This is a genomic window from Tenacibaculum haliotis (assembly GCF_025215075.1).
In the GTDB taxonomy this organism is placed as follows: Bacteria; Bacteroidota; Bacteroidia; order Flavobacteriales; family Flavobacteriaceae; genus Polaribacter; species Polaribacter haliotis_B.
In genome coordinates, this window is the sequence record NZ_JAOBTH010000028.1 from 396,377 (window position 1) to 420,001 (window position 23,625).

Below are 23,625 nucleotides of genomic sequence, written 5' to 3' on the forward strand. Positions count from 1 at the left end.
ACTCCTTCCCCCTATAAAAAGGCTTAAGATAATTCTTAAGCCTTTTTACTTTATCCACAAAAACCACTTCTCTCTCTACTATATTTTATGTAAATTCGTGTTTATGGAATTACTTTTTTTAGGCTTAGTAGGTGGTGCGATTATCTCTTATTTTATTTTTCTTAAATTCTCGTTTGCAAGCAAAAGAAGCTTAACAGAGAAACAGTCTGTTATTTTGCTAGATAAAATTAAAAAAGTATCTAAATTAATTACTATTGAAGGTGAATTCGCCGAGATTTATCACCATGAAAATACTAAAGAGAAGTTTTTAGGATTATTTTCTAGTAAAAAAAAGGCAATTATTTTAATTAACGCTAAAGTACATATTGGCTTCGATTTTAGAAAGATAAAAATGCATACCGATAACAAAAACAAAGCATTAGTTTTATCTGAATTTCCGCAACCCGAAATTTTTTCTGTAGAACCAAACTTACGTTTTTATGATATTCAAAACGGATTATTAAATAAGTTTAACTCAGATGATTTAACTGAAGTAAATAAAGAAGCTAAAGAACATATTCTTCAAAAAATACCCGAAAGTAACCTAATGCAAACCGCCAACAAAGAAGCATTAGAAGCTATTTCTTTAATGGAAAACTTAGTAGAAACAATCGGGTGGAAATTAGATTATTCTACATTAGAGTTACCTCAACCATCTCAAAACCTATCAAAATAAATGCATATAGAACAGCTTAGAGATTATTGTATTACTAAAAAAGGAGTCACAGAACATTTTCCTTTTGATGATGTTACTTTAGTTTTTAAAGTAATGAATAAAATGTTTGCTTTAAGCCGATTAGATGCTTGGGAAAAAGGCGAAGCAAAAATCAACTTAAAATGTAATCCTGAGCGTGCTTTAGAATTAAGAGCTGAATATGAGAGCATCAATCCTGGGTGGCATATGAATAAAAAACACTGGAATACAATTACTTTAAATAATGATGTTTCTGATGAACTTGCCTTTCAATTGATCGATCATTCTTATGATTTAATTGTAAGTGGATTAACAAAAAAATTACGCAAAGAATTAAAATCAATGTAAAATGCTAAAAGCTGATCTTAGAAAAATATATAAACAAAAGAGAAAAGAATTAACTGAGCTTGAAAAAACAAAGTTTCAAGAAAGCATATATCAGCAAATTTTCGATTTAGATTTTAACGACATCAATAATGTTCATTTGTTTTTATCAATGCAAAAATTCAATGAAATAGATACACGACCAATTATTGATTTCTTCAGAAAAAAGGATAAAAAAATTATTGTTAGTCAATGTAATTTTAAAGACGATTCACTTTCTCATTTTTATTTAAAAGAAGACTCTAAAATTGCTCTAAATAAATTTGGGGTTCCCGAACCAATAAATGCAGAAGAAGTTGCGGTAACAAAAATCGACTTAGTATTTGTGCCTATGCTAATTTCTGATAAAAAAAACTACCGAGTTGGCTACGGAAAAGGATTTTATGATCGGTTTTTAGCCGACTGCAGAAAAGACACCAAAACGATTGGTCTTAATTTTTTTCCTCCAATACAAAAAATAGAAGATACGCATACATTTGACGTTCCTTTACATCAAATTATTGTTCCTAAATAGAAAAATCCCGCTTTGCAGCGGGATTTTTTATAAATTATATTTCAGTGAACTATCCGTTCATAGAAATTAAAAACTCTTCATTATTTTTAGAAACTCTAATTCTATCATTAATAAACGTCATTGCTTCAACAGGATTCATATCTGCTAAATATTTACGTAATACCCACATGCGTTGTACTGTTTTCTCGTCTAATAATAAATCATCACGACGCGTACTTGATTTAATTAAATCAATTGCTGGATAAATTCTACGATTAGAAATATTACGATCTAACTGTAATTCCATATTACCAGTTCCTTTAAATTCTTCAAAGATAACCTCATCCATTTTCGAACCAGTTTCCGTAAGTGCTGTAGCTATAATTGTTAAGGAACCACCGTTTTCAATATTACGAGCCGCACCAAAGAAACGTTTTGGTTTATGTAATGCATTTGCATCGATACCACCAGATAATATTTTACCTGAAGCAGGTGCAACAGTGTTATAAGCTCTTGCTAAACGTGTAATTGAATCTAATAAAATTACCACATCGTGCCCACATTCTACCAAACGTTTTGCTTTTTCTAAAACGATATTTGCAACACGAACATGCTTATCCGCAGGCTCATCAAAAGTAGAAGCAACTACCTCTCCACGTACATTACGCTTCATATCGGTAACCTCTTCTGGTCTTTCATCAATCAATAAAACAATTTGATATACTTCAGGGTGATTTGCTGCAATTGCATTGGCAACATCCTTTAATAACATTGTTTTACCAGTTTTTGGCTGTGATACAATCATACCACGTTGCCCTTTACCTATTGGAGAAAATATATCGATAATTCTTGTAGATAATGAACTTCCTCTTTCTGCTAAGTTAAATTTCTCTTCAGAAAATAAGGGCGTTAAGTGCTCAAAAGACACACGATCACGAACAATATTAGGATTTAATCCATTTATTTTTGATACTCTAATTAAAGGAAAATACTTTTCACCTTCTTTTGGCGGACGTACATTACCTAAAACAGTATCTCCGGTTTTTAATCCGAATAATTTTATTTGTGATTGCGAAACATAAATATCATCAGGTGATGATAAATAATTATAATCAGATGAACGTAAGAACCCATAACCATCTGGCATCATTTCTAACACCCCCTCACTTTCTATAATTCCATCAAACTCAAAATCAGGATCTCTATACTTATTTCCACTTTTATTATGTGATTTTTTAGCATTCTGATTTTTATGTTGTGGTTTCTTGCTTGCTTCTACCTGTGCTCTTGGTCTTGGTGTCGGTGTCGCTTGTTTTTTCACTTCCGTTTGTTGCCCTGATCTAGATGCCTTTTTACTAGCCTCTACCTCTGCTCTTGGCCTTGGTCTCGGTCTCGGAACTGGCTTTACCACTTCAACAGGTTGTTGTTTTTCTGATACACCTTGGTCTTTAACCTCAGTCTTCTCTACAACTTCTTTACTAATAATAGCCTTTTTTTCTAAAGGCTTTTTAACAGTTTCCTTTTTTTTATCTTTAGCGTTAACCTCAACTTTTTCAACAATCTTTTCTTTTGATTGTTTCGGGGTTTCTTCTGATTTTTCTATTCTTCTTCTTTTAGGTTTTTCCTCCACAGGCTTAGCTACATTCGCACTAGTTTCTGCTTGTGCATCTAAAATTTTATAAACTAAATCTAATTTTTTTAACTGACTTATTTTTTTTAAACCAATCGTTTTGGCAATTACCTGTAAGTCTATTAATTTTTTAGTTTTTAATTCCGAAATCTCGAACATTCGTAAAATAATTAAGTTATATATAATTCTTTATGAAAAAAGAATTTGATTGTATTAAGTTTTATTTGATTGCAATTATATAGGGGCTATATAATTATTACTTGTGCAGTTACTTATACGACAAATATATACAAATATTTTAACTTGTAATATTTCTTCTTTAAAAAAGAAATATTACATTTGCTATCCAATAAAAAACATGATACAAAGAAAACAATCTATATATTTATTAATTGCAGGAATTATTTCTGCAGGGTTAACTACTGTTTTTAGTCTTTGGACAAATTCACAAAACAACTTACCTATATATATAGTAGATTTATTTTCGGGGGGTTCTCTTTTAGAAAAAATAATTCCAGTATCATTTTTCACTTCAGCTTTATTATCTATTGTAACCTTATTTTTATTTAAAAATCGTCAGTTACAATTTGTCTTAGGGCGTTTAAACATATTGATAAACCTTTTTTTATTAGGCGTGTTGATATATCTGTCACAAACATTATCTGGAGAAGCTTCGGTTTCTGAGAAAGGTATTGGGATGCTTTTTCCTATTATTGTTATTTTGCTGTTAGTTTTAGCGAATAAAGCAATTAAAAAGGATGAAGATCTTGTAAAATCTGTAGATAGATTACGATAAACCTAACATCTTAGTATATTTAGTGCGAAAAAACCGAGATTCTTATCTCGGTTTTCTATTTTTGTAAAGTACCTATTTATGCGCCCTCCAGAACCAAAATGTTAAAGAAATGTTAACAAAAATAGGGTTAACCCTAAGTCAAATAGGGTTAACCCTAAGTCACGATTAGGGTTATTGGGTATTGTACACATTATTTTTATACTATAGATTTGTAAACGTAACAACGATGGAACACAAGATAAAAGTTCACATAGCCGATGATCACAAAATCTTAATAGATGGAGTTATCGCCCTATTAAATACTGAAGATGACTTTGAAATAGAAGGCTTCTCTTTAACTGGTAAACAAGTAATAGATTGGTCTGCTAAAAACAAAGCTGACGTTTTAGTTTTAGATATTAATATGCCTGAAATAGATGGGATTGATGTTTTAAAAACGTTTAAAAAACGTAATAGAAAAATAAAAACGATAATCCTTTCTAGTTTAAGTGAACCAAAACTAGTACAAGAAATGGTACAGTTAGGAGCAAATGGTTTTGTCGACAAAAGTTGTGCAAGTGACCACATTATTGATGCCATTAGAAGCGTTCACAACGGAGTACAATATTTTAGTGATGATGTTAAAAGTAGATTATTAGAATTATACGTAACAGAAGCTACAGTTGAAGAACCTGATTTGAGCAATTCTGATTTAAATGAAAGAGAAATTGAAGTATTAAAGTTAATTGCTTTAGAAAAAAGTTCTATAGAAATAGCAGAGCTATTATTGGTAAGTATTAAAACGGTTGAAACATATCGTAAAAGTTTATATAAAAAATTAAAAGTAAAAAACGTAGTAGGTTTAGCGATGTACGCTGTGAAAAATAATATAGTATAGAACCCTTCAAATTGTTTTCTTTAGCTACCCCCCCTAACAAAGAAAATGTTCCCCCACAATCTATACATTATAAAAAAGTACATCGCTAATAACTACCATATAAAAAAACAATGAAATTATAGCGATGTGCAAAATAGAAACCCCTTATTTTCATTTCCCATAACTTTAAAATGTCCCCCGACATTTCTATTTTATGTATATCGCTATTTTAAATCTTAAAATAACTTAAATAATAAACCATGAATAAATTTACTCCTATTTTATTAGCTATCAGTTTAGTTTTTGCATCATGTTCTTCTAATGAAAATGAAGAATTAGACAACATCCCTAAAGAAAATTTATTACAATCGTATACTCTTAAAAGAGATGCTAGCGGAGCCTATTCTATCGATTTTAATACAACAGATAACACAGCTGTAACGGCCGTTAAAAATATTGACAAATCAAACGAAATCATTTTATCTGAAGCTAAGCACAAAACAACAACGAAGCACAGTAATGATTTTAGCATTGAAAATGAAGAGTTAAAAATTGGTTTTTTAGAAGCCAACAAAGGGAAACGCACACAAATATCTGTTGAAGATGAAAACATTACCTTTGCTAAAGGTGGTATTACCGAGTTTTTAAACTCATATAGCATTACAAAAAATGAAGACGGTACGTTCTTACTTAACTTTAAAGTAAACGACAATGTAGCTACTGATTTTATTTATAATGAAGACATCGAAACTTATGAAGTACATTTATCTAATGGTACAGCTAAACAGAAAGACTTTTCGAGAACTATAAATGCTTCTACTATAGGATTACTTAAATTAGATTTCATAAATTATAAATACTCAGGGAGATTAGATGAAATTGTACTGCCAAGAAAACCAAGAATTATTATTGTAAATGGAGAAGAACTTCTTTAATGGATTTAAGAAAAGTTAAGAGTTATTGTTTTTTGTTATGTATATATAGTTTTTTTACCGTACACAGTATACAATCTTCTCAATTCAACAAAAAAGAGGAACAGATTGTATTTACCCAAAATAAAACTTCAAGAGCTACAAATAAAGATTCTTTGTCACAAAGAAAATATTCTATTTTATATAAAAAATATAAAAAAAAGGAATATTTCGAAACATTAAAAGAAGCTCTTAAAGAATATGAACTTTCAATATCAAAAGAAAATAAGTATTTGTTTTCTTTATTGATTGCTGATATTTACAATAAAACAAAAAATTATCAAAACGCCTTGTTTTATTACAAAAACTCTTTGCAAATATTAAAATTAAAAGGACTCGAAAAAAAACAAAAAAATAATATTAAAAACATTATTGAAGTTAGTAAAATTAACTTAAGAATCGGTAGTGCTTATCAGAAGTTAACACTAAATGATAGTGCTGTTTTTTATTATACCAAAGTAGAAAAATTAAACTCCTTTAATCCAGTTATTTTAAAACATAAAGCTTCAACTTACACAAACCTATCTGGAATTTTTGAGCGTGATTCTCTTTTCGAAAAAGCTAAAGAGTACGCCTTACAAGCTATGAATATTCATTCTTTAAGAAAAGATAAAGTAAACCAAGCTAACTCATTAAATAATCTGGGAAACATATATCTATCTCAAAAAAAATTTAAACAAGCTAAAAACATTTATTTACAAGGTATTGATTTAATAAAAAATGACAATAGCCCAAATTCAGTTAGATTTAAAGCTAACCTCTATTATAATTTGGCTTGGGCGATGAGGAACTTAAAAGATTATAAAGCCTATGATTATCAAGAGTTATCATATGAGATAGAAGACAACCAAAGAGAAAAAGAAGTTCGAAGAATAATTGAAGAAGTAACCGTAAAACACAAAGAAAATTTAGAACAACAAAAAATAAACTTAGTAACAGAACAGAGAAAACTAGCAGAAACGCAAGACAGTAAAACTAGTTTATTGTTTGGTGCTTTAAGTTTATTAGTAATTATAATCTCTGGGGTTGTGGTTTATAATTATAAATTACGTCAAAAAAACCTACAGTTAAAACTATCTGAAAACAATTTAAAACAACAACAAAGTCTTGAAAAGCTAAAATCAGATACGCATACAAAAATACTGAATGCCACTATAGATGCTAAAGAATCTGAACGAAAACAGATCGCAGAAATTTTGCATGACAATGTTAGCGCACTACTATCATCTGCAAACATGCATTTAAGTGCCACAAAAAAACAGTTTAGCAACAATGCTCCTCAAGAAATAGAAAAGACACAAGCTATAATATTAGAAGCTTCACAAAAAGTTCGTGATTTATCTCACAACCTTATTTCATCTATTTTATTAAAATTTGGTTTAGAATACGCATTAAAAGATGTCGTGAAAAAATATTCAAACAGTCAATTGAAATTTGAAATTTCTGCTCAGAATATAAATAGGTACAATCAGGAATTTGAAATAAAAATATTTAATATTATTCAAGAGCTTGCTAATAACATCTTAAAACATAGTAAAGCTAGCCTTGCTCAAATAATTATAAAACAAGAAAAAAATAAATTAACTATTCTTGTTAATGACAACGGCATCGGCTTTAATACCTCAGCTACCGCTATTAAAAATACAGGTATTGGCTTAAATCAAATAGAAGCTCGATTAGAAATGATGAACGGGAAGCTATCTATCAATTCAGCAACAAATAAAGGAACGAAAATCTCGATAACAATTCCTATTCAACAACAAAAACCTTTTAAACTATCATCGGTGAGCTAATTCTATAACTTCCATATTGGTAATTTCGCCTTTATTTAATTCAAAACGAAGCATTGTTCTTACTTTGTGAAAACCATGTTTTCCTGCTGCGCCAGGATTTAAGTGTAGTAGTTTAAATTTCTCATCATATTGTACTTTTAAAATATGTGAATGCCCACTAATAAATATTTTTGGAGAACAGGCTTTCAACCCTTCCCTTACTCTTGGTTTATATGCATTCGGATATCCGCCTATATGCGTAATCCAAACAGAAACCCCTTCAACTATAAATTTATTATCTAACGGAAATTCTGCCCTAGCATCATTATCATCAATATTACCATAAACTGCACGCAAAGGTTTGTGTTTTTTTAAAGTATCCGTAACCTTTAAATCACCAATATCACCAGCATGCCAAACCTCATCAGCTTGTTTTACAAACTTTAATATTTGATCGTCAATATAACTGTGTGTATCGGAAAGGAGCAGTATTTTTTTCATCAACACAAAGCTAATAAATAGTCTATACAAAATAGGCGCTAATATTTATATTCTAGATTTTAAAAGTAACTTTTGTATTTTATTATCTAACAAAAACATATTTCTTTGAATAGCCACAGCAACTCAATCTATTATTTCATAATTTAGCCATTTAAATTTCATCATTTTTGAGGTATTTTATTGAACTAGCGTACAAAGGAAAAAATTATCATGGTTGGCAAATACAACCTGATGCAATTTCTATACAAGAAAAAATAAACGACGCTATTAGTACTGTTTTAAGACAAAAAATAGTTATTACAGGTGCTGGCAGAACAGATGCTGGTGTACATGCATCACAAATGTTTGCACATTTTGATACGGATATTGTTTTAGCTGAAAACTTTGCGTTTAGATTAAATGCTATCTTGCCCGACGATATTGTAATATATAATACTAAACTGGTTCATGACGATGCACATGTTCGTTTCGATGCAAGCAGTAGAAGTTATGAATATAAGATTTGGCTTGGTAGAAATCCATTTTCGCTAGACACTTCTTGGCAACTATACAATCAACAATTAAATATCGATTTAATGAACCAAGCAGCCGTTATTTTATATGAATATGAAGATTTTGAATGTTTTTCGAAAGTAAAAACAGGTGTTCATACTTTTAACTGTAAAGTAACGAATGCTTTATGGATTTTAAATGATAATGAATTAACTTTTCATATTAGTGCAAATCGTTTTTTAAGAAACATGGTGCGAGCAATTGTTGGTACTCTAATTGATATTGGAACTGGAAAAACTACTATTGATGATTTTAAAAAAATTATAGAAAGTAAAAACAGAAGTAACGCAGGAACATCGGTACCCGCAAAAGGATTATTTTTAACAAAAGTAGCATACGACTATATATAGTGAGCAAAACGACAGGAAAAGCATTCGATATTAAAATTTTTGTAAGACTTATGAGTTTTGCAAAACTGTACCGTGTACGATTTATTATAGCAGCAACATCAACAATACTATTGGCTGTCTTTGCCGTAATTAGTCCTGTTATTTTAATGACAGCTATCGATGATTTTGTAGCGCATAAAGACTTAACAAGACTATTATATTATACGATAGCAATGTTAGCTGTTTTACTAGTGCAAGTAATCTTTCAATTTAGTTTTATATACAACGCTAATTGGGTTGGGCAGCATATTATTAGAGACATCAGAACTAAAACATTTCGAAAGATTTTAGCTTTTAAAATGAGTTATTTTAATAATTCATCTGTAGGTAAATTAGTTACCAGAGTTGTTTCAGACATCGAAACAATTGCTAACTTTTTTACGCAAGGTGTTTTTATGATTATAAGTGATGTTTTAAAAATGATCATCGTTATAATTGTAATGCTTTACACCAATTGGAAGTTAGCCATTATCGCATTGGCAACCTTACCAGTTTTAATTTATGCTACAAAAATTTTTCAAATAGCTATAAAATCTACTTTTCAAGATGTTCGTAACCAAGTAGCAAACCTTAACGGATTTGTTCAAGAAAGAGTTACGGGAATGAAAATTGTGCAACTTTTTAATCGTGAAAAAATTGAATATCAAAATTTTGTTGGTATCAACGAAAAACATAAAAAAGCACATGTAAAAACAGTTTGGTATTATTCGATATTTTTTCCAATTGCTGAAATATTATCATCTATTGCCATCGGATTAATTGTATGGTTTGGAGGTCTTCAAGTTGTTGAGGACAATGCAGTAACTGTTGGTGCTATTATTGGTTTTATAAAAATGTCTCAAATGTTATTTAGACCACTTCGTCAAATAGCAGATAAATTTAACCAATTACAAATGGGAATTGTAGCTGGTGAACGTGTATTTAACGTAATTGACACAGAAAGCTCTATTACTAAAAGCGGTACAATAACTACAGATTCTTTGCAAGGAAACATCAATTTTAAAGAGGTTCGTTTTAGTTATATTAAAGGAGAAGAGGTTTTAAAAGGCATTAGTTTTAATGTTAAAAAAGGTGAAACAATTGCTATTGTTGGAGCTACAGGTGCTGGAAAATCGACTATTATAAATTTAATAAATCGTTTTTATGAAATAGATAGCGGTGCTATTTATCTTGATGATGTTCTTGTTGAAGATTATGAAATCAACTCTTTGCGTGAAAAAGTTGCTGTCGTATTACAAGATGTATTTTTATTTTCTGATACTATTTTTAATAACATTTCATTAAAACATCAAAATATTTCATTAGAAGAAGTTAAACAAGCCGCTAAACAAATTGGAATTCATGATTTTATAATGACCCTGCCTAATAATTATGCTTATAACGTTAAAGAACGTGGAGCAATGCTTTCTTCTGGCCAACGACAATTAATCGCTTTTTTACGTGCATATGTAAGTAAACCTAGTATTTTAATTTTAGATGAAGCTACCTCTTCTGTTGATTCTCATTCAGAACAAATGATTCAACACGCTACGGATGAAATTACAAAAAAAAGAACCTCTATAATAATTGCGCATCGATTAGCGACTATAAAAAAAGCGGATACTATCATTGTTATGGATAAAGGAATAATCGTTGAACAAGGAAATCATAACCAGTTGCTTCAAAAGGAAAATGGGCACTATAAAAACCTCTACGATAAGCAATTTCGGAAAGATTAATACTTCATCTGGAAACTAAATTAGTGAATTTTATACGCATCCTTATATACTTGTAGTATAAATATAAACTTAAAAAAACATGAAGAAATTAATTTTAACCTTGTGCTTTGTAGTAGCTTCATTAGCAGCTTCTTCTCAAAACACCAATAAAACAATAACCACAGCTAAGACTAATGTAAAATCTTCAGGCGCTATAAAAGGTATTTCAGATTTCAGTAACCCATTAGCTACCGAATACCTAACAAAATACAATGCTTACGCCGAATTTTATATTAAAAACAAAGGTAAAGTTTTAAGAAATAATGAATTCATGCAAGGACTTCGCAAATTAAGCTCTGATAGAAATGAAATATTAGGTAAGTTAGGTACTCCTGATTCTAAAAAATTTCATGCTATAATGAAGGTTATATATGCTAAATTGGCATCATTCCCAACTACATAATTTTAGTTTTCTTATTAAAAAAACTTCTTTATTTTCATAAAGTCAATAGCCGCCTGAAACAAGGTGGCTATTTTTTTTATCTAGCAGCTATAAAACCATACTAATTGTCACAATATAATTACAAAATAAAAATTATCAAACAAGAGAGTCTTAGCATCTCTCTTTAAAAGGAGAAAGGTTATTATAACAATTTATACGAAAAATAATTTAACGCTAAAATAGTTTCGTAAATATTATCATAAATAGTTTGTTTAGAGCACTCAAAATAATACATTTGCCTTTATCAATCAAAAATTAAAATCATAAAAAAATGAAAAAAGTAATTTTAACTATGTGTGTTGCTGGTGCATTATTAGCAACTTCTTGTAAAAACACTAAAGAAGAAGCAAAAGAAGCAACTGTTGAGGCTGTAGAAACTGCAACTGAAGAAGCTACCGAAGCTACAACTAAAGCTGTAGAAACTACTGAAGCTGCTGTTGAAGAAGCTACCGAAGCTGTAAAATCTGCACTAGAAGGTGTGACAATTCCTGAATTTAAAGATCCTAAAGTTGGAGAATACTTAAAATCTTATTCTGAGTATGCTAAATCTTATATCGATGCAAAAGGAGATGTTTTAAAAAATACTGAATTAGCAACTAAAGCTGCTGAATTAGCAACTAAAGCTAGTAAAATTACTGCTTCTTTAGACGCTGAAAGCGCTGTAAAATTTAGTAAAGTAATGACTGCTATCCAATCTAAAATGGCTCCTGCTAAATAATTTTAGATTTTTATAAATATTAAAAAGCTCGCAATTGCGAGCTTTTTTTATGCAGTTAAATCTTTTTGTAATTTCACAAATAAATCTTCTGGTGTTTTATAAAATACGAATTCACCATTATTTATATAAGATATTTCTCCTGTTTCTTCTGAAACCAATAAGCAAATAGCATCTGTTCTTTCGGTAACTCCTATTGCTGCTCTGTGCCTTAATCCAAAACGAGCTGGTATTTTAGTACTATCCGAAATTGGTAAAACAACGCGAGTTGCTACAATATAATTATCTCGAATAACAGTAGCCCCATCATGTAATGGACTATTTTTATAAAAAATACTTTCTAAAATAGCTTCATTTAACAACGCATTCATTTTATCACCAGTATTGATCAAAAAATCGAGGTTATTGGTCTTTTCTATAACCAATAATGCTCCTGTTCTGGTTTTAGACATACTTGAGCATGCTTTTAAAATTTTTTCAATATCTATTTCTGAATTAACTTCTGTCTTCATAAACTTCAACTGACTTAATAAACCTTTTTTTGTGGATAAGTTAGTAGTTCCTATCATCAATAAAAACTTTCTGATTTCTTGTTGAAAAACAATAATCAAAGCGATAACTCCACCAGATAATAAGTATCCTAAAATACCACTCACCATCTCCATATGGAGCGCCTGCGTTATCTTCCAAATTAAAAAGATTAAAGCGATACCTATCACAATATTAATAGCAACGGTACCCTTTAACAATTTATATATATAATACAATAATACTGCTACCAAAATAATGTCTAGCACATCAAGAAACGAAAAATCGATAAAATCTAAATTCATTAATTATTTTGAAGTTTTAGTAAAAGTAATCATTTTATCGTAATTGCGATACAATCTTAACAGCTTCAACAGCTTCTTTTACATCGTGAACTCTTAAAATATTTGTTCCGTTCAATAAAGCAACTGTATTCGCTACCGTCGTTGCATTTAATGCATTTTGAGGTGAAATATCTAGCAATTTATAAAGCATTGATTTTCTTGAAACTCCTGTTAAAATAGGAAGTTCTAGATTTTTAAATAACGACAACTTGTTTAATAATTCGTAGTTATGTGCTGTTGTTTTTCCAAACCCAAAACCTACATCAATAATAACATCGTTAACTTTTAGTTCACGAAGCTTAAACAATTGAGCTGTAAAAAACGAAATCACTTCAGTTATTATATCTTTATAAATTGGGCTTGATTGCATGTTTTGCGGAGTTCCTTGCATATGCATCATAATATAAGGCACTTGTAATTTTGCAATTGTACGAAACATTTGTTCATCCATTTTCCCTCCAGAAATATCATTAATCAAAGCTGCTCCAGCATTGATTGAATCTTCCACTACTCGACTTCTAAAAGAATCTACAGAAATAATAATATCCGGAAAATTCTTTACCAACAACATAACAACAGGTACAATTCTTTGCAATTCTTCAGTTTCTGAAATATGTTTTGCCCCTGGTCTTGATGAGTACGCACCAACATCAATAAAAGTAGCACCTTCCTTTAGCATCTTTTCTGTTTGCTTCAAAATATCACTTTCATCCTTGTATCTTCCTCCATCAAAAAAAGAATCTGGAGTAACATTTAAAATCCCCATAACTTTAGGTGCAGTGAGGTCTATTAATTTTTCATTACAATTAATCGTCATCTTCATAAATTTCCAAGTAAAAATAAACGAAAAGCTTGTAATATTTACTATTTTTGAACGAATACTTTTAAATAAAAAAGATGCAGAATACATCCAAACAATACGATGCCGTAGTTGAAGAATGCAGAAACTTGTTTATAAAAAAAATGAGTGACTATGGTAGTGCTTGGAGAATTTTAAGGCTTCCCTCATTAACAGATCAAATTTTTATCAAAGCACAACGCATTCGTCAGTTACAAGAAAATACTGAACGTAAAGTTGACGAAGGTGAAAAACCAGAGTTTATTGGTATTATTAATTACTCAATAATGGCTTTAATTCAATTAGAACTAGGTGTTGTAGAACAGCCAGATTTAAATACTGATAAAGCGACTTCTTTGTATGATAAACATCTTAAAATCACCAAAGAATTAATGGAAAACAAAAACCATGATTATGGAGAAGCCTGGCGAGATATGAGAATTTCATCTTTAACAGATTTAATTCTTCAAAAATTACTACGCGTAAAACAAATTGAAGACAACCAAGGAAAAACCTTAGTTTCGGAAGGAATTGATGCAAATTACCAAGATATGATTAATTATGCTATTTTTGCATTGATTCATCACTCAGAGTTAGATAGTTAAACTTAAACCCCAAAAAATGATTTTAAAAATTTCAACCCATATTTCAAGAATATTAGTAGGTCTTTTATTTATCTATTCAGGATTTGTAAAATTAGTAGACCCAATTGGTTCTCAATATAAATTTCAAGAATATTTTAGCGAAGATGTTTTAAATATGGAATTCTTAATTCCTTATACTTTACCTTTTGCTATTCTATTAATTATCTCTGAATTAGTTTTAGGGGTAATGCTAATCGTTGGCTACAAACCTAAACTTACGGTATGGAGCATATTTGGTCTTAACTTAATTTTTCTATTCTTAACATGGTACTCTTACACCTATAACAAGGTTACAGACTGCGGATGTTTTGGTGATGCCTTAAAACTTACTCCTAAAGAAACTTTTTACAAGAATGTAATATTCATGGTTTTTATTGTTATTTTAATCTTCGGATTAAAACATATCAAACCTTTACTTTCAGATAAATTAGGCGCTATAAAAACATACGGAACAATAATTGTCTCATTATTCATTACCTATTATGTATTAAATCATTTGCCAATTATCGATTTTAGAGCATATTCAATAGGAACTGATATTGCTGAAGGAATGAAGTACCAAGAAGACAGTGATGAAGTACCACCAATTCATGATTTTATGATTGAAACTGATGAAGAAGGTGACCTATTAGAAACAATGTTAGCAAAAGACAAAGCGATGCTTGTTATAATGTATAATTTTGATAAAACAGAAAAAGAAGGAATAACTGCAATCTCTAAAGCAGCAGCAAAAGCGAAAGCAAAAGGATATGAAATTTATGTATTAACAGCTTCTTACATTGAAGATTTAGCTACCTCTCAAAAAGAGTTTAACCTACCATACACCTTCGGATTTTGTGATGAAACAGCCTTAAAAACAGTAATTAGAGCAAATCCAGGAATTGTTACGGTTGAAAAAGGAATTATTGTAGGAAAATGGAATTGGACAGATGCCGAAGACATAATCTTAAAATAAAAATAAAACTTTAGCATTTTAAAACCTCGTAAAATTTGCGAGGTTTTATTATTTTAGCAGTGTTATGAAACAACTTTTATTAGTTTTTATAGGCGGAGGAACGGGTAGTGTTTTAAGATATCTTATTGGCAAACTCTTAAACAACTCGCAAACGGGAATTCCTTACGGAACCTTTACCACAAATATTATCGGTAGCTTGCTTATCGGATTTATTTTAGGATTCGCAGCTAAAAACGAAGCCATGTCTCAAAGTAATACATTATTACTAGCTACAGGTTTTTGTGGCGGATTCACAACCTTTTCTACCTTTGCTTACGAGAACCATCTATTTTTAAAATCTGGAGACTTCACTTCTTTTGCCTTATACACAATCGCTAGTTTTGTTCTAGGATTTTTAGCTGTTTTCGCAGGAATATATCTCATTAAATTTATTTAACCCATGAACGAATCAGTACAATATACATCAGCAGATAAATATGCAATTATTACCCTTTCAAACGGAAAAGTAAATGCAATATCACACGAAGTAATAGACTCTTTAAACTCTTTATTAGATAAAGCCGAACAAGAAAAGAAGATTGTTATTTTAACTGGTCAACCAGGTATGTTTTCAGCCGGATATGATTTAAAAAGCATGACAACTTCACCTGAAGCTGCATTAGAGTTAGTTACCAAAGGATCTAAACTGTCACACAGAATGTTATCTTTTCCTTTTCCAATTATTGCAGCCTGTACAGGTCATGCTATTGCGAAAGGAGCCTTTTTACTACTTTCTACTGACTATAGATTAGGTACCGAAGGTGCTTTTAAAATAGGATTAAACGAAGTAATGATAGGAATGACCATGCATAATGCCGGTATTGAAATAGCAAAAGGTCGTTTAACACCTGTTTATTTTGAACGCAGTGTAAACAATTCAGAAATTTACAATCCTAAAGATGCCGTTACAGCTGGATTTTTAGATAAAATTGTTCCTGAAAGCCATTTACTACCAACGGCTATTAAAATTGCCGAAATGTTTGCTTCACTAAACCCAAAAGCACATGCGGCTACTAAATTAAAAGTCAGACAAAATTATTTAGCTTCGTTAGAAGAAGCTATTAAACAAGATCTTGTAGATGGATTACATCCACCTACTAAATAATAAAAAAGCCTGCTATTAGCAGGCTTTTTTATTGCTTTTTATATGCCATAACTCCGGCTTTTATCTCTGTATCTAAATAATTATCTCTTGGAGTAATAGGGCAAGAATATCGATCACTATATGCACAATAAGGATTATATGCTTCGTTAAAATCAATAACAATTGTTCCGTTGCTATTTTCATCAGTAATTAAAACATCTATAAATCGCCCTCCTTCGTAAGAGGATTTTCCGTTCGTTTTATCAAAAAAAGGTAAAAACAAGTGATCTTTATATTCTGCCTTCGGATACTCATCTTTATAAATAGCTAATTCAAAATCTTCATCAGCAATAGAAAAAGAAACTATTCCGTATTTTTCATACGTCACAACCCTATCAGTTGTTGTAGGGAAATTAAACTTAGGGGCATCAGGTGTTTTAACTAATTTTGCAGTTACTTTATATTTAGTATCCAAAGCAAAAAAATCTAATCCTTTAAATTTTTTCAATCCTTTTTTTGTTAAAGGCGATTTAGAAGCATCTTTGAATTTAGCATTCATTTCTTTTTGAAAATCTGAATTTCCAAAGTTTTTTCTTTTTCCTTCAGTAACACAAGACTGAAGCGCAATAATAAAAACTACGACTAAAAATTTTTTCATTTAATTTATACATTTAAACCAATAGTGATCATAAAATCACTTTAAAACAAAAGTAACTTTCTTCCTTTAAAAACACTTTATTATTCGCTTTTTTTGATAATCAAACAGAATATTATGCTCTAAATAAATATTTTTTGTTAAAATTCTACTAATAAACTTGACATATTAATAAAAAAATATTACATTTAACTCAATAGATTATATCTATAATTGATAAAAAAGAGGGAATTATGCCTTAATCAACTATATAAAGAAAATTTATAAATTAATAAAACAATTTGATTGTTTTATTATAGGTTAACAAAAAGATTAATATATATTTGTCGCCGATTTTACTTTATGATTTTACTATTTTGTGTAAAACAAGATCAATTACCAGACTAAAATCTAAAAGATAATTTAATTAATATAAGTAAGTATTTTATGAATTCAGAATTAATTAGTAAAGCAGACGAATTTGAACACAGAAAATTCAAATTTATTACTACTAGTGATAGAATATTAGCTTCAAGAGAGGTAAAGTCTTTAATACTTGAAATAAACGAAGTATATAAAGAGACAAAAGATAGTGCTCTAATGGATGCTATGAAGCGATTAACAGTTGTAAAACAACGAATTGAAAAACGATTAAAAGGGAAACCTTTAACTGCTTAAATTTATTACAACAATAAACGATGTTTTCATTCGTTTACTATAACAATATAGAATGGTATTTTCATAATTTATTATTCTTGATATTATTTATTCTTGATAAAAGTTCTAGTATAATGCTAGAACTTTTTTTTTATTATTTGTTTACTTTTTTCAAAAACGACCATTTCTTTCTTCTAAAAATGGTCATTCTATTCCAAAAAAAAAGATCCTACCCCTCTTTACGTGTCATTTCTAATTTATTTCCACAATAAAAAAAATATTTTTTCGACATAAAAAATCACTTACTTTTTTATAAATCAAACCTTTAACAAACTCCTTTAAAACCCCAACAAATATCCTCTTAAAAAAAATTAAAAAAACTTTTGGCAGATTCAAAAAACATGATATATTTGCATCGCTTTTAAAGGCAACAGGCCGATGTAGCTCAGCTGGCTAGAGCAGCTGATTTGTAATCAGCAGGTCGGAGGTTCGAGTCCTCTCATCGGCTCAATTAAAAACAAAAAGCGCTAACTTAAGTTAGCGCTTTTTTTATGCACATATTTCACTAAATTTGCTTTAACAATTCACTTTAATAAAACTCAATGAAAAATATATTTGTAATCGGTATTGCTGGCGGAACAGGAAGTGGAAAGACAACCGTAGTAAATCAAATAATCAATGAGCTACCACAAGATGAAGTATGTATTATATCGCAAGACTCGTATTACAGTCAAACCGATAACCTTAGCTACGAAGAACGCACAAAAATAAATTTTGATCATCCCAGAGCCATCGACTTCGAATTACTCGTTCATCATTTAAGCGACTTAAAGAACGGTAAGATTATCGAACAACCTATTTACTCTTTTGTAGCACATAATAGAACGAAAGACACTATAAAAACACACCCCAGAAAAGTTATTATTGTTGAAGGAATTTTAATCTTTAATAGTAAAGAACTAAGAAATCTTTGTGACATAAAAGTTTTTGTACATGCTGATGCTGATGAACGCTTAATAAGGCGTGTTCGTAGAGATATAAAAGAAAGAGGTAGAGATATCGATGAAGTTTTAAGCAGATATCAAAGCACCTTAAAACCAATGCATCAACAATTTATCGAACCAACAAAAAACTATGCTGATATTATAATTCCTAACGACAGGCACAATACTGTTGCCATAGATATTGTTAGAACCGTAATTAGCGACCGCCTGTAACATGAATTTAAAATCAATAAAAAACAAGCCTTCTTTTAAAATAATAACAAACATTTATGTTATTATTTTAACCATATTCGTTGTTTGGATGCTTTTTTTTGATGAAAATTCTTATCTTACCCATAGAGAGTTCAACAAAGAAATTGAAGAACTAGAAATTTGGATAAATTATCACAAGAATAAAATTAATAAAGACAAAGAAACTATAAAAAAACTTCAAGATTCTCTTCAACTAGAACGCTATGCACGTGAAAAATACTTGATGAAGAAAGAAAATGAAGATATTTATATTATCGAATTTGACACCATACAAAAATAATGAGTACTTATTTATTTAATGACTTCAAGGAAATCAGTGCTGCCGAATGGAAACAAAAAATACAGGTAGACCTTAAAGGTGCTGATTATAACGACACGCTTCTTTGGAAAACTGACGAAGGCATTACAGTGAAACCTTTTTACACAAAAGAAGATCAAACAAAAACAACAATAGCAACTCCTAAAAAGGGATTCAATATTTGTCAGTCTATTTATGTTGAAGACGAGAAAAAAGCAAATTATTTTGCAATCGATTCTTTAAAAAGAGGCGCAAAATCTATAGAGTTTAAAGCAAAAACTAAATTTGATTACAAAACATTACTTCAAGATTTAGATCTTAAAAACACCGTTCTTTATTTTAAAGTAAAGTTTTTAGACGCTAAATTCATTATTGAATTATCAAATTATATAGCTTCAGATAATTGTTATTTTAATATTGATATTATTGGCAATTTAGCAAGTACCGGTAACTGGTTTACGAACTTAAATAATGATCACAAAGAATTCGAAAAAATCATAAATAATGTTCCGAATGCTATTTGTATTAATGCTACTACCTATCAAAATGCTGGAGCAAATAATACACAACAACTTGCCTACGCACTTGCGCACGCAAATGAATATTTAAATCACTTCGGAAGTAAAATAGCAAATAACATACATTTTAATTTTTCTGTAGGCAGTAACTATTTCTTTGAAATAGCAAAACTAAGAGCTTTTAGAATTTTATGGGCATCACTTTTAAAAGAGTACGCTATTAAAAACAATACAACGCATTTATTTACACAACCTAGCTTACGCAACAAAACATTGTATGATTATAATGTAAACATGCTTCGTACTACATCAGAATGTATGAGTGCTATTTTAGGTGGAGCTGACACGGTTTGTAATATTTCTTACGATGATATTTTTCATCATTCGAATGAATTTGGTGAGCGCATTTCTAGAAATCAGTTATTGATTTTACAACAAGAAAGCGAACTTTCAGATGCTCAGAATTTTGCAGACGGTGCTTATTATATTGAAGCTATCACACAACAATTGGCGCATAATTCTTTAGAAGTATTTAAAACTATCGAAAAAGGTGGTGGTTTTCTAAAGCAACTTAAAGAAGGAATCATACAGCGAAAAATTAAAGATGCTGCTGAGAAAGAACAAACAAAGTTCGATACTGGTAAATTAGTTTTATTGGGAACTAATAAAATTCAGAACGACAACGATAAAATGAAGAATGATTTGGAGCTTTTTCCGTTTATGAAAATCAGAAACGAAAAGACACTCATCCAGCCGATTATTCAAAAACGATTAGCTGAAAAGCTAGAACAAGAACGTTTACAAGATGAGTAGAAAAAACGTATCAAACATACAATTAGACCAAAGTCAAAAATCACAAGTTGAAAGCAAACAACATGAAGATTTCGTTGCTGGTATTGCTCCGAATTTACGCGGCCCTTACTCCACAATGTATGTTCGAAGACCTTGGACTATTCGTCAATACGCCGGATTTTCAACTGCTGAAGAAAGTAATGCTTTTTACAGAAGAAACTTAGCAGCCGGGCAAAAAGGACTTTCTGTTGCTTTTGATTTAGCAACACACCGTGGTTACGATTCAGATCATGAACGCGTACAGGGTGATGTAGGTAAAGCAGGTGTAGCAATCGATTCGGTTGAAGACATGAAAATCTTATTCGACCAAATACCGTTAGATAAAATGTCGGTTTCAATGACTATGAACGGAGCCGTTTTACCAATTCTTGCCTTTTATATTGTTGCTGCCGAAGAACAAGGTGTTGCGCCGGAGTTGTTATCAGGAACCATTCAAAACGATATTTTAAAAGAATTTATGGTGCGTAATACGTACATTTACCCACCTACTCCATCAATGAAAATCATTGCTGATATTTTTAAATATACTTCGGATTTTATGCCGAAATATAACTCAATTTCTATTTCTGGTTACCACATGCAAGAAGCAGGTGCAACTGCCGAAATTGAACTAGCATACACTTTGGCTGATGGATTAGATTACATTAAAAAAGGATTAGAATCAGGAATGGACATTGATACATTTGCGCCGAGATTATCTTTTTTCTGGGCAATAGGAATGAATCATTTTGTAGAAATTGCCAAAATGCGAGCAGCCAGAATGTTGTGGGCTAAAATCGTAAAACAATTCAATCCTAAAAATCCAAAATCTTTAGCTTTACGAACACACTGTCAAACAAGCGGATGGTCTTTAACAGAGCAAGATCCTTTTAACAATGTAGCTCGAACAACTATTGAAGCCATGGCTGCTGCTTTTGGAGGCACACAAAGCTTACACACAAACGCCTTAGATGAAGCAATTGCTTTACCTACAGATTTTTCTGCACGAATTGCACGTAACACACAAATATATTTACAAGAAGAAACCCATATTACAAAAACTGTTGACCCTTGGGCAGGAAGCTATCACGTAGAACAACTAACTGAAGATATTACCAACAAAGCTTGGGAATTAATTATAGAAGTTGAGGAATTAGGCGGAATGACAAAAGCCATTGAAAAAGGAATTCCGAAAATGCGAATTGAAGAAGCTGCTGCTAAAAAACAAGCAAAGATAGATAGCGGACAGGATGTAATTGTAGGTGTAAATAAATACCAACTGAAACAAGAAGATCCTTTACATATTTTAGAAGTTGATAATGAAGCAGTACGTTTGTCGCAAATTGAAAGACTTAATGACATCAAATCAAAAAGAAATAACGTTGCCGTTCAGCAATCTTTAAACCATTTAACTGAATGTGCCAAATCCAATAAAGGAAACTTATTAGACTTAGCGGTAAAAGCTGCTAAAAACAGAGCTACTTTAGGTGAGATTTCTGACGCTTTAGAAAGTGTTTTTGGGCGTCATAAAGCAGTTCATAAAACAATTTCGGGCGTGTATAGTAAAGAAATAAAAGACGATCAGTTATTTAAAAAAGCAATTGAATTTGCTGATAAATTTTCGGAACTAGAAGGACGAAGACCAAGAATAATGATTGCCAAACTAGGCCAAGATGGTCATGATCGTGGCGCAAAAGTAGTTGCCACCGGTTATGCCGATTTAGGTTTTGATGTAGATATTGGCCCTTTATTTCAAACTCCGCAAGAAGCAACCAAGCAAGCTATTGAAAACGATGTTCATATTTTAGGAATTTCATCATTAGCGGCAGGTCATAAAACATTAGTTCCTCAAGTAATTGCTGAGTTAAAAAAATATGGACGTGAAGATATTATGGTAATTGTTGGCGGAGTAATCCCTGCACAAGATTATCAATACTTATTTGACGCAGGCGCTGTAGGTGTTTTTGGTCCTGGAACCAAAATTGCACAAGCTGCTATTGACATGTTAACTATTTTAATTGATAGTATAGAAGAATAAAACTATGAAAATAAAATTCATCGATAGAAAATCTGGCAATTTAATCACCGAAACTCCGCCTGGTGAAGTTTTCTTAAAACTACTTTACAATAATCCGTTCGGGAAAATGGCTGTTTTACCCGTTGCCAAGCGCAAGTTTTTATCTGCTTGGTACGGTAAAAAGATGAACAAACCTTCTTCTGTAAAAAAAATTAAAGGTTTTGTTAAACAACTAGACATCAATATTGATGAAGCTGAAAAAACAGTTTCAGAATTCACTTCGTTTAACGATTTCTTTTATAGAACACTAAAACCAAGCGCTCGCCCTATTGAAAACGGATTTGTTTCACCTGGTGACGGAAAAATGTTAGCCTTCGAAAACATTGCAGACATTCATGATTTTTTTATAAAAGGACGAAAATTCACCTTAAAAGAATTTTTAGGAAATGATAAATTAGCGGAAAAGCACAAAAACTCATCACTAATTATTTTACGGTTAGCACCAAACGATTATCATCGTTATCATTTTCCATATAGCGGAACTCCTTCAGAAATGATAAAAATAAAAGGAGATTATTTTTCAGTTTCACCGTACGCCTTAGCATCAAATTTTACCAAAGTTTTTTGCGAAAACAAACGTGAGTACTGCATTTTATCATCCGAAGAAAAAGGAGAAATCATCGTAGCTCCTGTTGGTGCAACAATGGTAGGTACCATTATTGAAACCTACAACGCTAATCAATCCGTAAAAAAAGGAGATGAAATGGGTTATTTTTCTTTTGGAGGATCTACAATTGTACTACTTGTTGATAAAGATAAATTAACAATTGATGCTGACATTATAAAAAACACTAAAAACCGTATTGAAACCTTTGTTAAAATGGGTGAAAAAATAGGATTATAAATCATTCAATTTTAACGTTTACTTTCTTTAAAAATCGCTTAAATCACAGAATTATTAGCGCATTAATCCGTAAATTTGCGAAGTTTT

At 30.6% G+C, this 23,625-nt stretch carries 26 protein-coding genes and 1 tRNA gene; 22 read left to right on the forward strand and 5 right to left on the reverse strand.

Features of this window, described 5'->3' with window-relative positions; all coding sequences use genetic code 11:
* Positions 1–103: 103 nt before the first annotated feature.
* The 3 genes from N2251_RS11395 to N2251_RS11405 are packed head-to-tail and all read left to right on the forward strand — an operon-like array spanning position 104 to position 1,631.
* Positions 104–715 (forward strand): DUF4230 domain-containing protein, encoded by a 612-nt coding sequence (locus tag N2251_RS11395; RefSeq protein WP_260586820.1) that lies wholly within the window; start codon positions 104–106, stop codon positions 713–715.
* Complete coding sequence (locus N2251_RS11400) at positions 716–1,081, forward strand: MmcQ/YjbR family DNA-binding protein (protein ID WP_260586821.1); 366 nt, start codon at positions 716–718, stop codon at positions 1,079–1,081.
* Between the two features lies 1 nt (position 1,082).
* Entirely contained in the window at positions 1,083–1,631 is a 549-nt protein-coding gene (locus N2251_RS11405) for a 5-formyltetrahydrofolate cyclo-ligase (RefSeq protein ID WP_260586822.1), read from the forward strand.
* Between the two features lie 49 nt (positions 1,632–1,680).
* Here the strand turns inward: N2251_RS11405 and rho are convergent, their stop codons facing one another.
* Complete coding sequence (gene rho, locus N2251_RS11410) at positions 1,681–3,399, reverse strand: transcription termination factor Rho (protein WP_260586823.1); 1,719 nt, start codon at positions 3,397–3,399, stop codon at positions 1,681–1,683.
* 199 nt (positions 3,400–3,598) lie between these two features.
* Between rho and N2251_RS11415 the strand changes: the two genes are divergently transcribed.
* From N2251_RS11415 to N2251_RS11430, 4 genes are all read left to right on the forward strand, one after another.
* The gene (locus tag N2251_RS11415) at positions 3,599–4,036 is read left to right on the forward strand and encodes a DUF4293 domain-containing protein (RefSeq protein WP_260586824.1); all 438 of its coding nucleotides are present in this window, start codon (positions 3,599–3,601) and stop codon (positions 4,034–4,036) included.
* A gap of 226 nt (positions 4,037–4,262) precedes the next feature.
* The gene (locus tag N2251_RS11420; RefSeq protein WP_260586825.1) at positions 4,263–4,913 is read left to right on the forward strand and encodes a response regulator transcription factor; all 651 of its coding nucleotides are present in this window, start codon (positions 4,263–4,265) and stop codon (positions 4,911–4,913) included.
* Between the two features lie 239 nt (positions 4,914–5,152).
* Positions 5,153–5,827, forward strand: a complete 675-nt coding sequence (locus N2251_RS11425; RefSeq protein ID WP_260586826.1) for a hypothetical protein — start codon at positions 5,153–5,155, stop codon at positions 5,825–5,827.
* 152 nt (positions 5,828–5,979) lie between these two features.
* Positions 5,980–7,656 (forward strand): tetratricopeptide repeat-containing sensor histidine kinase, encoded by a 1,677-nt coding sequence (locus N2251_RS11430; protein ID WP_260586827.1) that lies wholly within the window; start codon positions 5,980–5,982, stop codon positions 7,654–7,656.
* Here N2251_RS11430 and N2251_RS11435 read toward each other — a convergent pair.
* Positions 7,642–8,136: a metallophosphoesterase family protein gene (locus N2251_RS11435; RefSeq protein WP_260586828.1), complete on the reverse strand. Its 495-nt coding sequence runs from the start codon at positions 8,134–8,136 to the stop codon at positions 7,642–7,644. The genes N2251_RS11430 and N2251_RS11435 overlap by 15 nt on opposite strands.
* A 167-nt stretch (positions 8,137–8,303) precedes the next feature.
* On the opposite strand from N2251_RS11435, the gene truA reads away from it, so the two are divergent.
* The 4 genes from truA to N2251_RS11455 all read left to right on the forward strand — a co-directional run bounded on the left by truA (position 8,304) and on the right by N2251_RS11455 (position 11,994).
* Positions 8,304–9,038 carry a tRNA pseudouridine(38-40) synthase TruA gene (gene truA, locus N2251_RS11440; protein WP_260586829.1) on the forward strand — a complete coding sequence of 245 codons (735 nt, stop codon included), beginning with the start codon at positions 8,304–8,306 and terminating at the stop codon, positions 9,036–9,038.
* 50 nt (positions 9,039–9,088) lie between these two features.
* Entirely contained in the window at positions 9,089–10,795 is a 1,707-nt protein-coding gene (locus tag N2251_RS11445; protein ID WP_260586830.1) for an ABC transporter ATP-binding protein, read from the forward strand.
* Positions 10,796–10,874: 79 nt separating this feature from the next.
* Positions 10,875–11,237: a hypothetical protein gene (locus N2251_RS11450; protein WP_260586831.1), complete on the forward strand. Its 363-nt coding sequence runs from the start codon at positions 10,875–10,877 to the stop codon at positions 11,235–11,237.
* Between the two features lie 310 nt (positions 11,238–11,547).
* Positions 11,548–11,994: a hypothetical protein gene (locus tag N2251_RS11455; protein ID WP_260586832.1), complete on the forward strand. Its 447-nt coding sequence runs from the start codon at positions 11,548–11,550 to the stop codon at positions 11,992–11,994.
* Positions 11,995–12,041: 47 nt separating this feature from the next.
* On the opposite strand, the gene cdaA is transcribed toward N2251_RS11455, so the two are convergent.
* Entirely contained in the window at positions 12,042–12,824 is a 783-nt protein-coding gene (cdaA, locus tag N2251_RS11460) for a diadenylate cyclase CdaA (protein ID WP_260586833.1), read from the reverse strand.
* Between the two features lie 34 nt (positions 12,825–12,858).
* A complete protein-coding gene (gene folP / locus N2251_RS11465) occupies positions 12,859–13,680 on the reverse strand; it encodes a dihydropteroate synthase (RefSeq protein WP_260586898.1) in 822 nt (273 codons plus the stop codon).
* 80 nt (positions 13,681–13,760) lie between these two features.
* Between folP and N2251_RS11470 the strand changes: the two genes are divergently transcribed.
* From N2251_RS11470 to N2251_RS11485, 4 genes are all read left to right on the forward strand, one after another.
* Positions 13,761–14,306 (forward strand): DUF1599 domain-containing protein, encoded by a 546-nt coding sequence (locus N2251_RS11470; RefSeq protein WP_260586834.1) that lies wholly within the window; start codon positions 13,761–13,763, stop codon positions 14,304–14,306.
* Between the two features lie 16 nt (positions 14,307–14,322).
* Positions 14,323–15,300, forward strand: coding sequence for a DoxX family protein (locus N2251_RS11475; RefSeq protein WP_260586835.1), 978 nt, complete (start codon positions 14,323–14,325; stop codon positions 15,298–15,300).
* Positions 15,301–15,364: 64 nt separating this feature from the next.
* Positions 15,365–15,736: a fluoride efflux transporter CrcB gene (crcB, locus tag N2251_RS11480; RefSeq protein WP_260586836.1), complete on the forward strand. Its 372-nt coding sequence runs from the start codon at positions 15,365–15,367 to the stop codon at positions 15,734–15,736.
* 3 nt (positions 15,737–15,739) lie between these two features.
* The gene (locus N2251_RS11485) at positions 15,740–16,444 is read left to right on the forward strand and encodes a crotonase/enoyl-CoA hydratase family protein (protein ID WP_260586837.1); all 705 of its coding nucleotides are present in this window, start codon (positions 15,740–15,742) and stop codon (positions 16,442–16,444) included.
* A gap of 28 nt (positions 16,445–16,472) precedes the next feature.
* Here the strand turns inward: N2251_RS11485 and N2251_RS11490 are convergent, their stop codons facing one another.
* Positions 16,473–17,081 carry a DUF1684 domain-containing protein gene (locus N2251_RS11490; RefSeq protein ID WP_260586838.1) on the reverse strand — a complete coding sequence of 203 codons (609 nt, stop codon included), beginning with the start codon at positions 17,079–17,081 and terminating at the stop codon, positions 16,473–16,475.
* Positions 17,082–17,504: 423 nt separating this feature from the next.
* Here N2251_RS11490 and N2251_RS11495 point away from each other — a divergent pair, with 423 nt between their 5' ends.
* The 7 genes from N2251_RS11495 to asd all read left to right on the forward strand — a co-directional run bounded on the left by N2251_RS11495 (position 17,505) and on the right by asd (position 23,538).
* Positions 17,505–17,735 carry a hypothetical protein gene (locus tag N2251_RS11495; protein WP_058884388.1) on the forward strand — a complete coding sequence of 77 codons (231 nt, stop codon included), beginning with the start codon at positions 17,505–17,507 and terminating at the stop codon, positions 17,733–17,735.
* 413 nt (positions 17,736–18,148) lie between these two features.
* Positions 18,149–18,222, forward strand: a tRNA-Thr gene (locus N2251_RS11500).
* A 103-nt stretch (positions 18,223–18,325) separates the two neighbouring features.
* A complete protein-coding gene (udk, locus tag N2251_RS11505) occupies positions 18,326–18,931 on the forward strand; it encodes a uridine kinase (protein ID WP_260586899.1) in 606 nt (201 codons plus the stop codon).
* Position 18,932: 1 nt separating this feature from the next.
* On the forward strand, positions 18,933–19,250 hold the full coding sequence (locus N2251_RS11510; RefSeq protein ID WP_260586839.1) for an FtsB family cell division protein: 318 nt from the start codon (positions 18,933–18,935) through the stop codon (positions 19,248–19,250).
* Positions 19,250–20,599 (forward strand): methylmalonyl-CoA mutase subunit beta, encoded by a 1,350-nt coding sequence (locus N2251_RS11515; RefSeq protein ID WP_260586840.1) that lies wholly within the window; start codon positions 19,250–19,252, stop codon positions 20,597–20,599. Before N2251_RS11510 ends, N2251_RS11515 begins: the two co-directional genes overlap by 1 nt.
* A complete protein-coding gene (scpA, locus tag N2251_RS11520) occupies positions 20,592–22,655 on the forward strand; it encodes a methylmalonyl-CoA mutase (protein WP_260586841.1) in 2,064 nt (687 codons plus the stop codon). The genes N2251_RS11515 and scpA overlap by 8 nt, the downstream gene beginning before the upstream one ends.
* Positions 22,656–22,659: 4 nt before the next feature.
* Positions 22,660–23,538, forward strand: coding sequence for an archaetidylserine decarboxylase (asd, locus tag N2251_RS11525; RefSeq protein ID WP_260586842.1), 879 nt, complete (start codon positions 22,660–22,662; stop codon positions 23,536–23,538).
* The last annotated feature ends 87 nt before the right edge of the window (positions 23,539–23,625 follow it).

Excerpts from the sequence above, each read along its gene's own strand:
- N2251_RS11515 (WP_260586840.1), top strand. The coding sequence starts at position 19,250 with ATGAGTACTTATTTATTTAATGACTTCAAGGAAATCAGTGCTGCCGAA.
- scpA (WP_260586841.1), top strand. The coding sequence starts at position 20,592 with ATGAGTAGAAAAAACGTATCAAACATACAATTAGACCAAAGTCAAAAA.
- N2251_RS11510 (WP_260586839.1), top strand. The coding sequence starts at position 18,933 with ATGAATTTAAAATCAATAAAAAACAAGCCTTCTTTTAAAATAATAACA.
- N2251_RS11425 (WP_260586826.1), top strand. The coding sequence starts at position 5,153 with ATGAATAAATTTACTCCTATTTTATTAGCTATCAGTTTAGTTTTTGCA.
- N2251_RS11405 (WP_260586822.1), top strand. The coding sequence starts at position 1,083 with ATGCTAAAAGCTGATCTTAGAAAAATATATAAACAAAAGAGAAAAGAA.
- N2251_RS11495 (WP_058884388.1), top strand. The coding sequence starts at position 17,505 with ATGAATTCAGAATTAATTAGTAAAGCAGACGAATTTGAACACAGAAAA.
- N2251_RS11445 (WP_260586830.1), top strand. The coding sequence starts at position 9,089 with ATGAGTTTTGCAAAACTGTACCGTGTACGATTTATTATAGCAGCAACA.
- N2251_RS11450 (WP_260586831.1), top strand. The coding sequence starts at position 10,875 with ATGAAGAAATTAATTTTAACCTTGTGCTTTGTAGTAGCTTCATTAGCA.
- rho (WP_260586823.1), bottom strand. The coding sequence starts at position 3,399 with ATGTTCGAGATTTCGGAATTAAAAACTAAAAAATTAATAGACTTACAG.
- N2251_RS11475 (WP_260586835.1), top strand. The coding sequence starts at position 14,323 with ATGATTTTAAAAATTTCAACCCATATTTCAAGAATATTAGTAGGTCTT.
- N2251_RS11415 (WP_260586824.1), top strand. The coding sequence starts at position 3,599 with ATGATACAAAGAAAACAATCTATATATTTATTAATTGCAGGAATTATT.
- N2251_RS11395 (WP_260586820.1), top strand. The coding sequence starts at position 104 with ATGGAATTACTTTTTTTAGGCTTAGTAGGTGGTGCGATTATCTCTTAT.
- asd (WP_260586842.1), top strand. The coding sequence starts at position 22,660 with ATGAAAATAAAATTCATCGATAGAAAATCTGGCAATTTAATCACCGAA.
- N2251_RS11420 (WP_260586825.1), top strand. The coding sequence starts at position 4,263 with ATGGAACACAAGATAAAAGTTCACATAGCCGATGATCACAAAATCTTA.
- cdaA (WP_260586833.1), bottom strand. The coding sequence starts at position 12,824 with ATGAATTTAGATTTTATCGATTTTTCGTTTCTTGATGTGCTAGACATT.
- crcB (WP_260586836.1), top strand. The coding sequence starts at position 15,365 with ATGAAACAACTTTTATTAGTTTTTATAGGCGGAGGAACGGGTAGTGTT.
- N2251_RS11490 (WP_260586838.1), bottom strand. The coding sequence starts at position 17,081 with ATGAAAAAATTTTTAGTCGTAGTTTTTATTATTGCGCTTCAGTCTTGT.
- N2251_RS11455 (WP_260586832.1), top strand. The coding sequence starts at position 11,548 with ATGAAAAAAGTAATTTTAACTATGTGTGTTGCTGGTGCATTATTAGCA.
- N2251_RS11400 (WP_260586821.1), top strand. The coding sequence starts at position 716 with ATGCATATAGAACAGCTTAGAGATTATTGTATTACTAAAAAAGGAGTC.
- N2251_RS11435 (WP_260586828.1), bottom strand. The coding sequence starts at position 8,136 with ATGAAAAAAATACTGCTCCTTTCCGATACACACAGTTATATTGACGAT.
- folP (WP_260586898.1), bottom strand. The coding sequence starts at position 13,680 with ATGACGATTAATTGTAATGAAAAATTAATAGACCTCACTGCACCTAAA.
- N2251_RS11470 (WP_260586834.1), top strand. The coding sequence starts at position 13,761 with ATGCAGAATACATCCAAACAATACGATGCCGTAGTTGAAGAATGCAGA.
- N2251_RS11485 (WP_260586837.1), top strand. The coding sequence starts at position 15,740 with ATGAACGAATCAGTACAATATACATCAGCAGATAAATATGCAATTATT.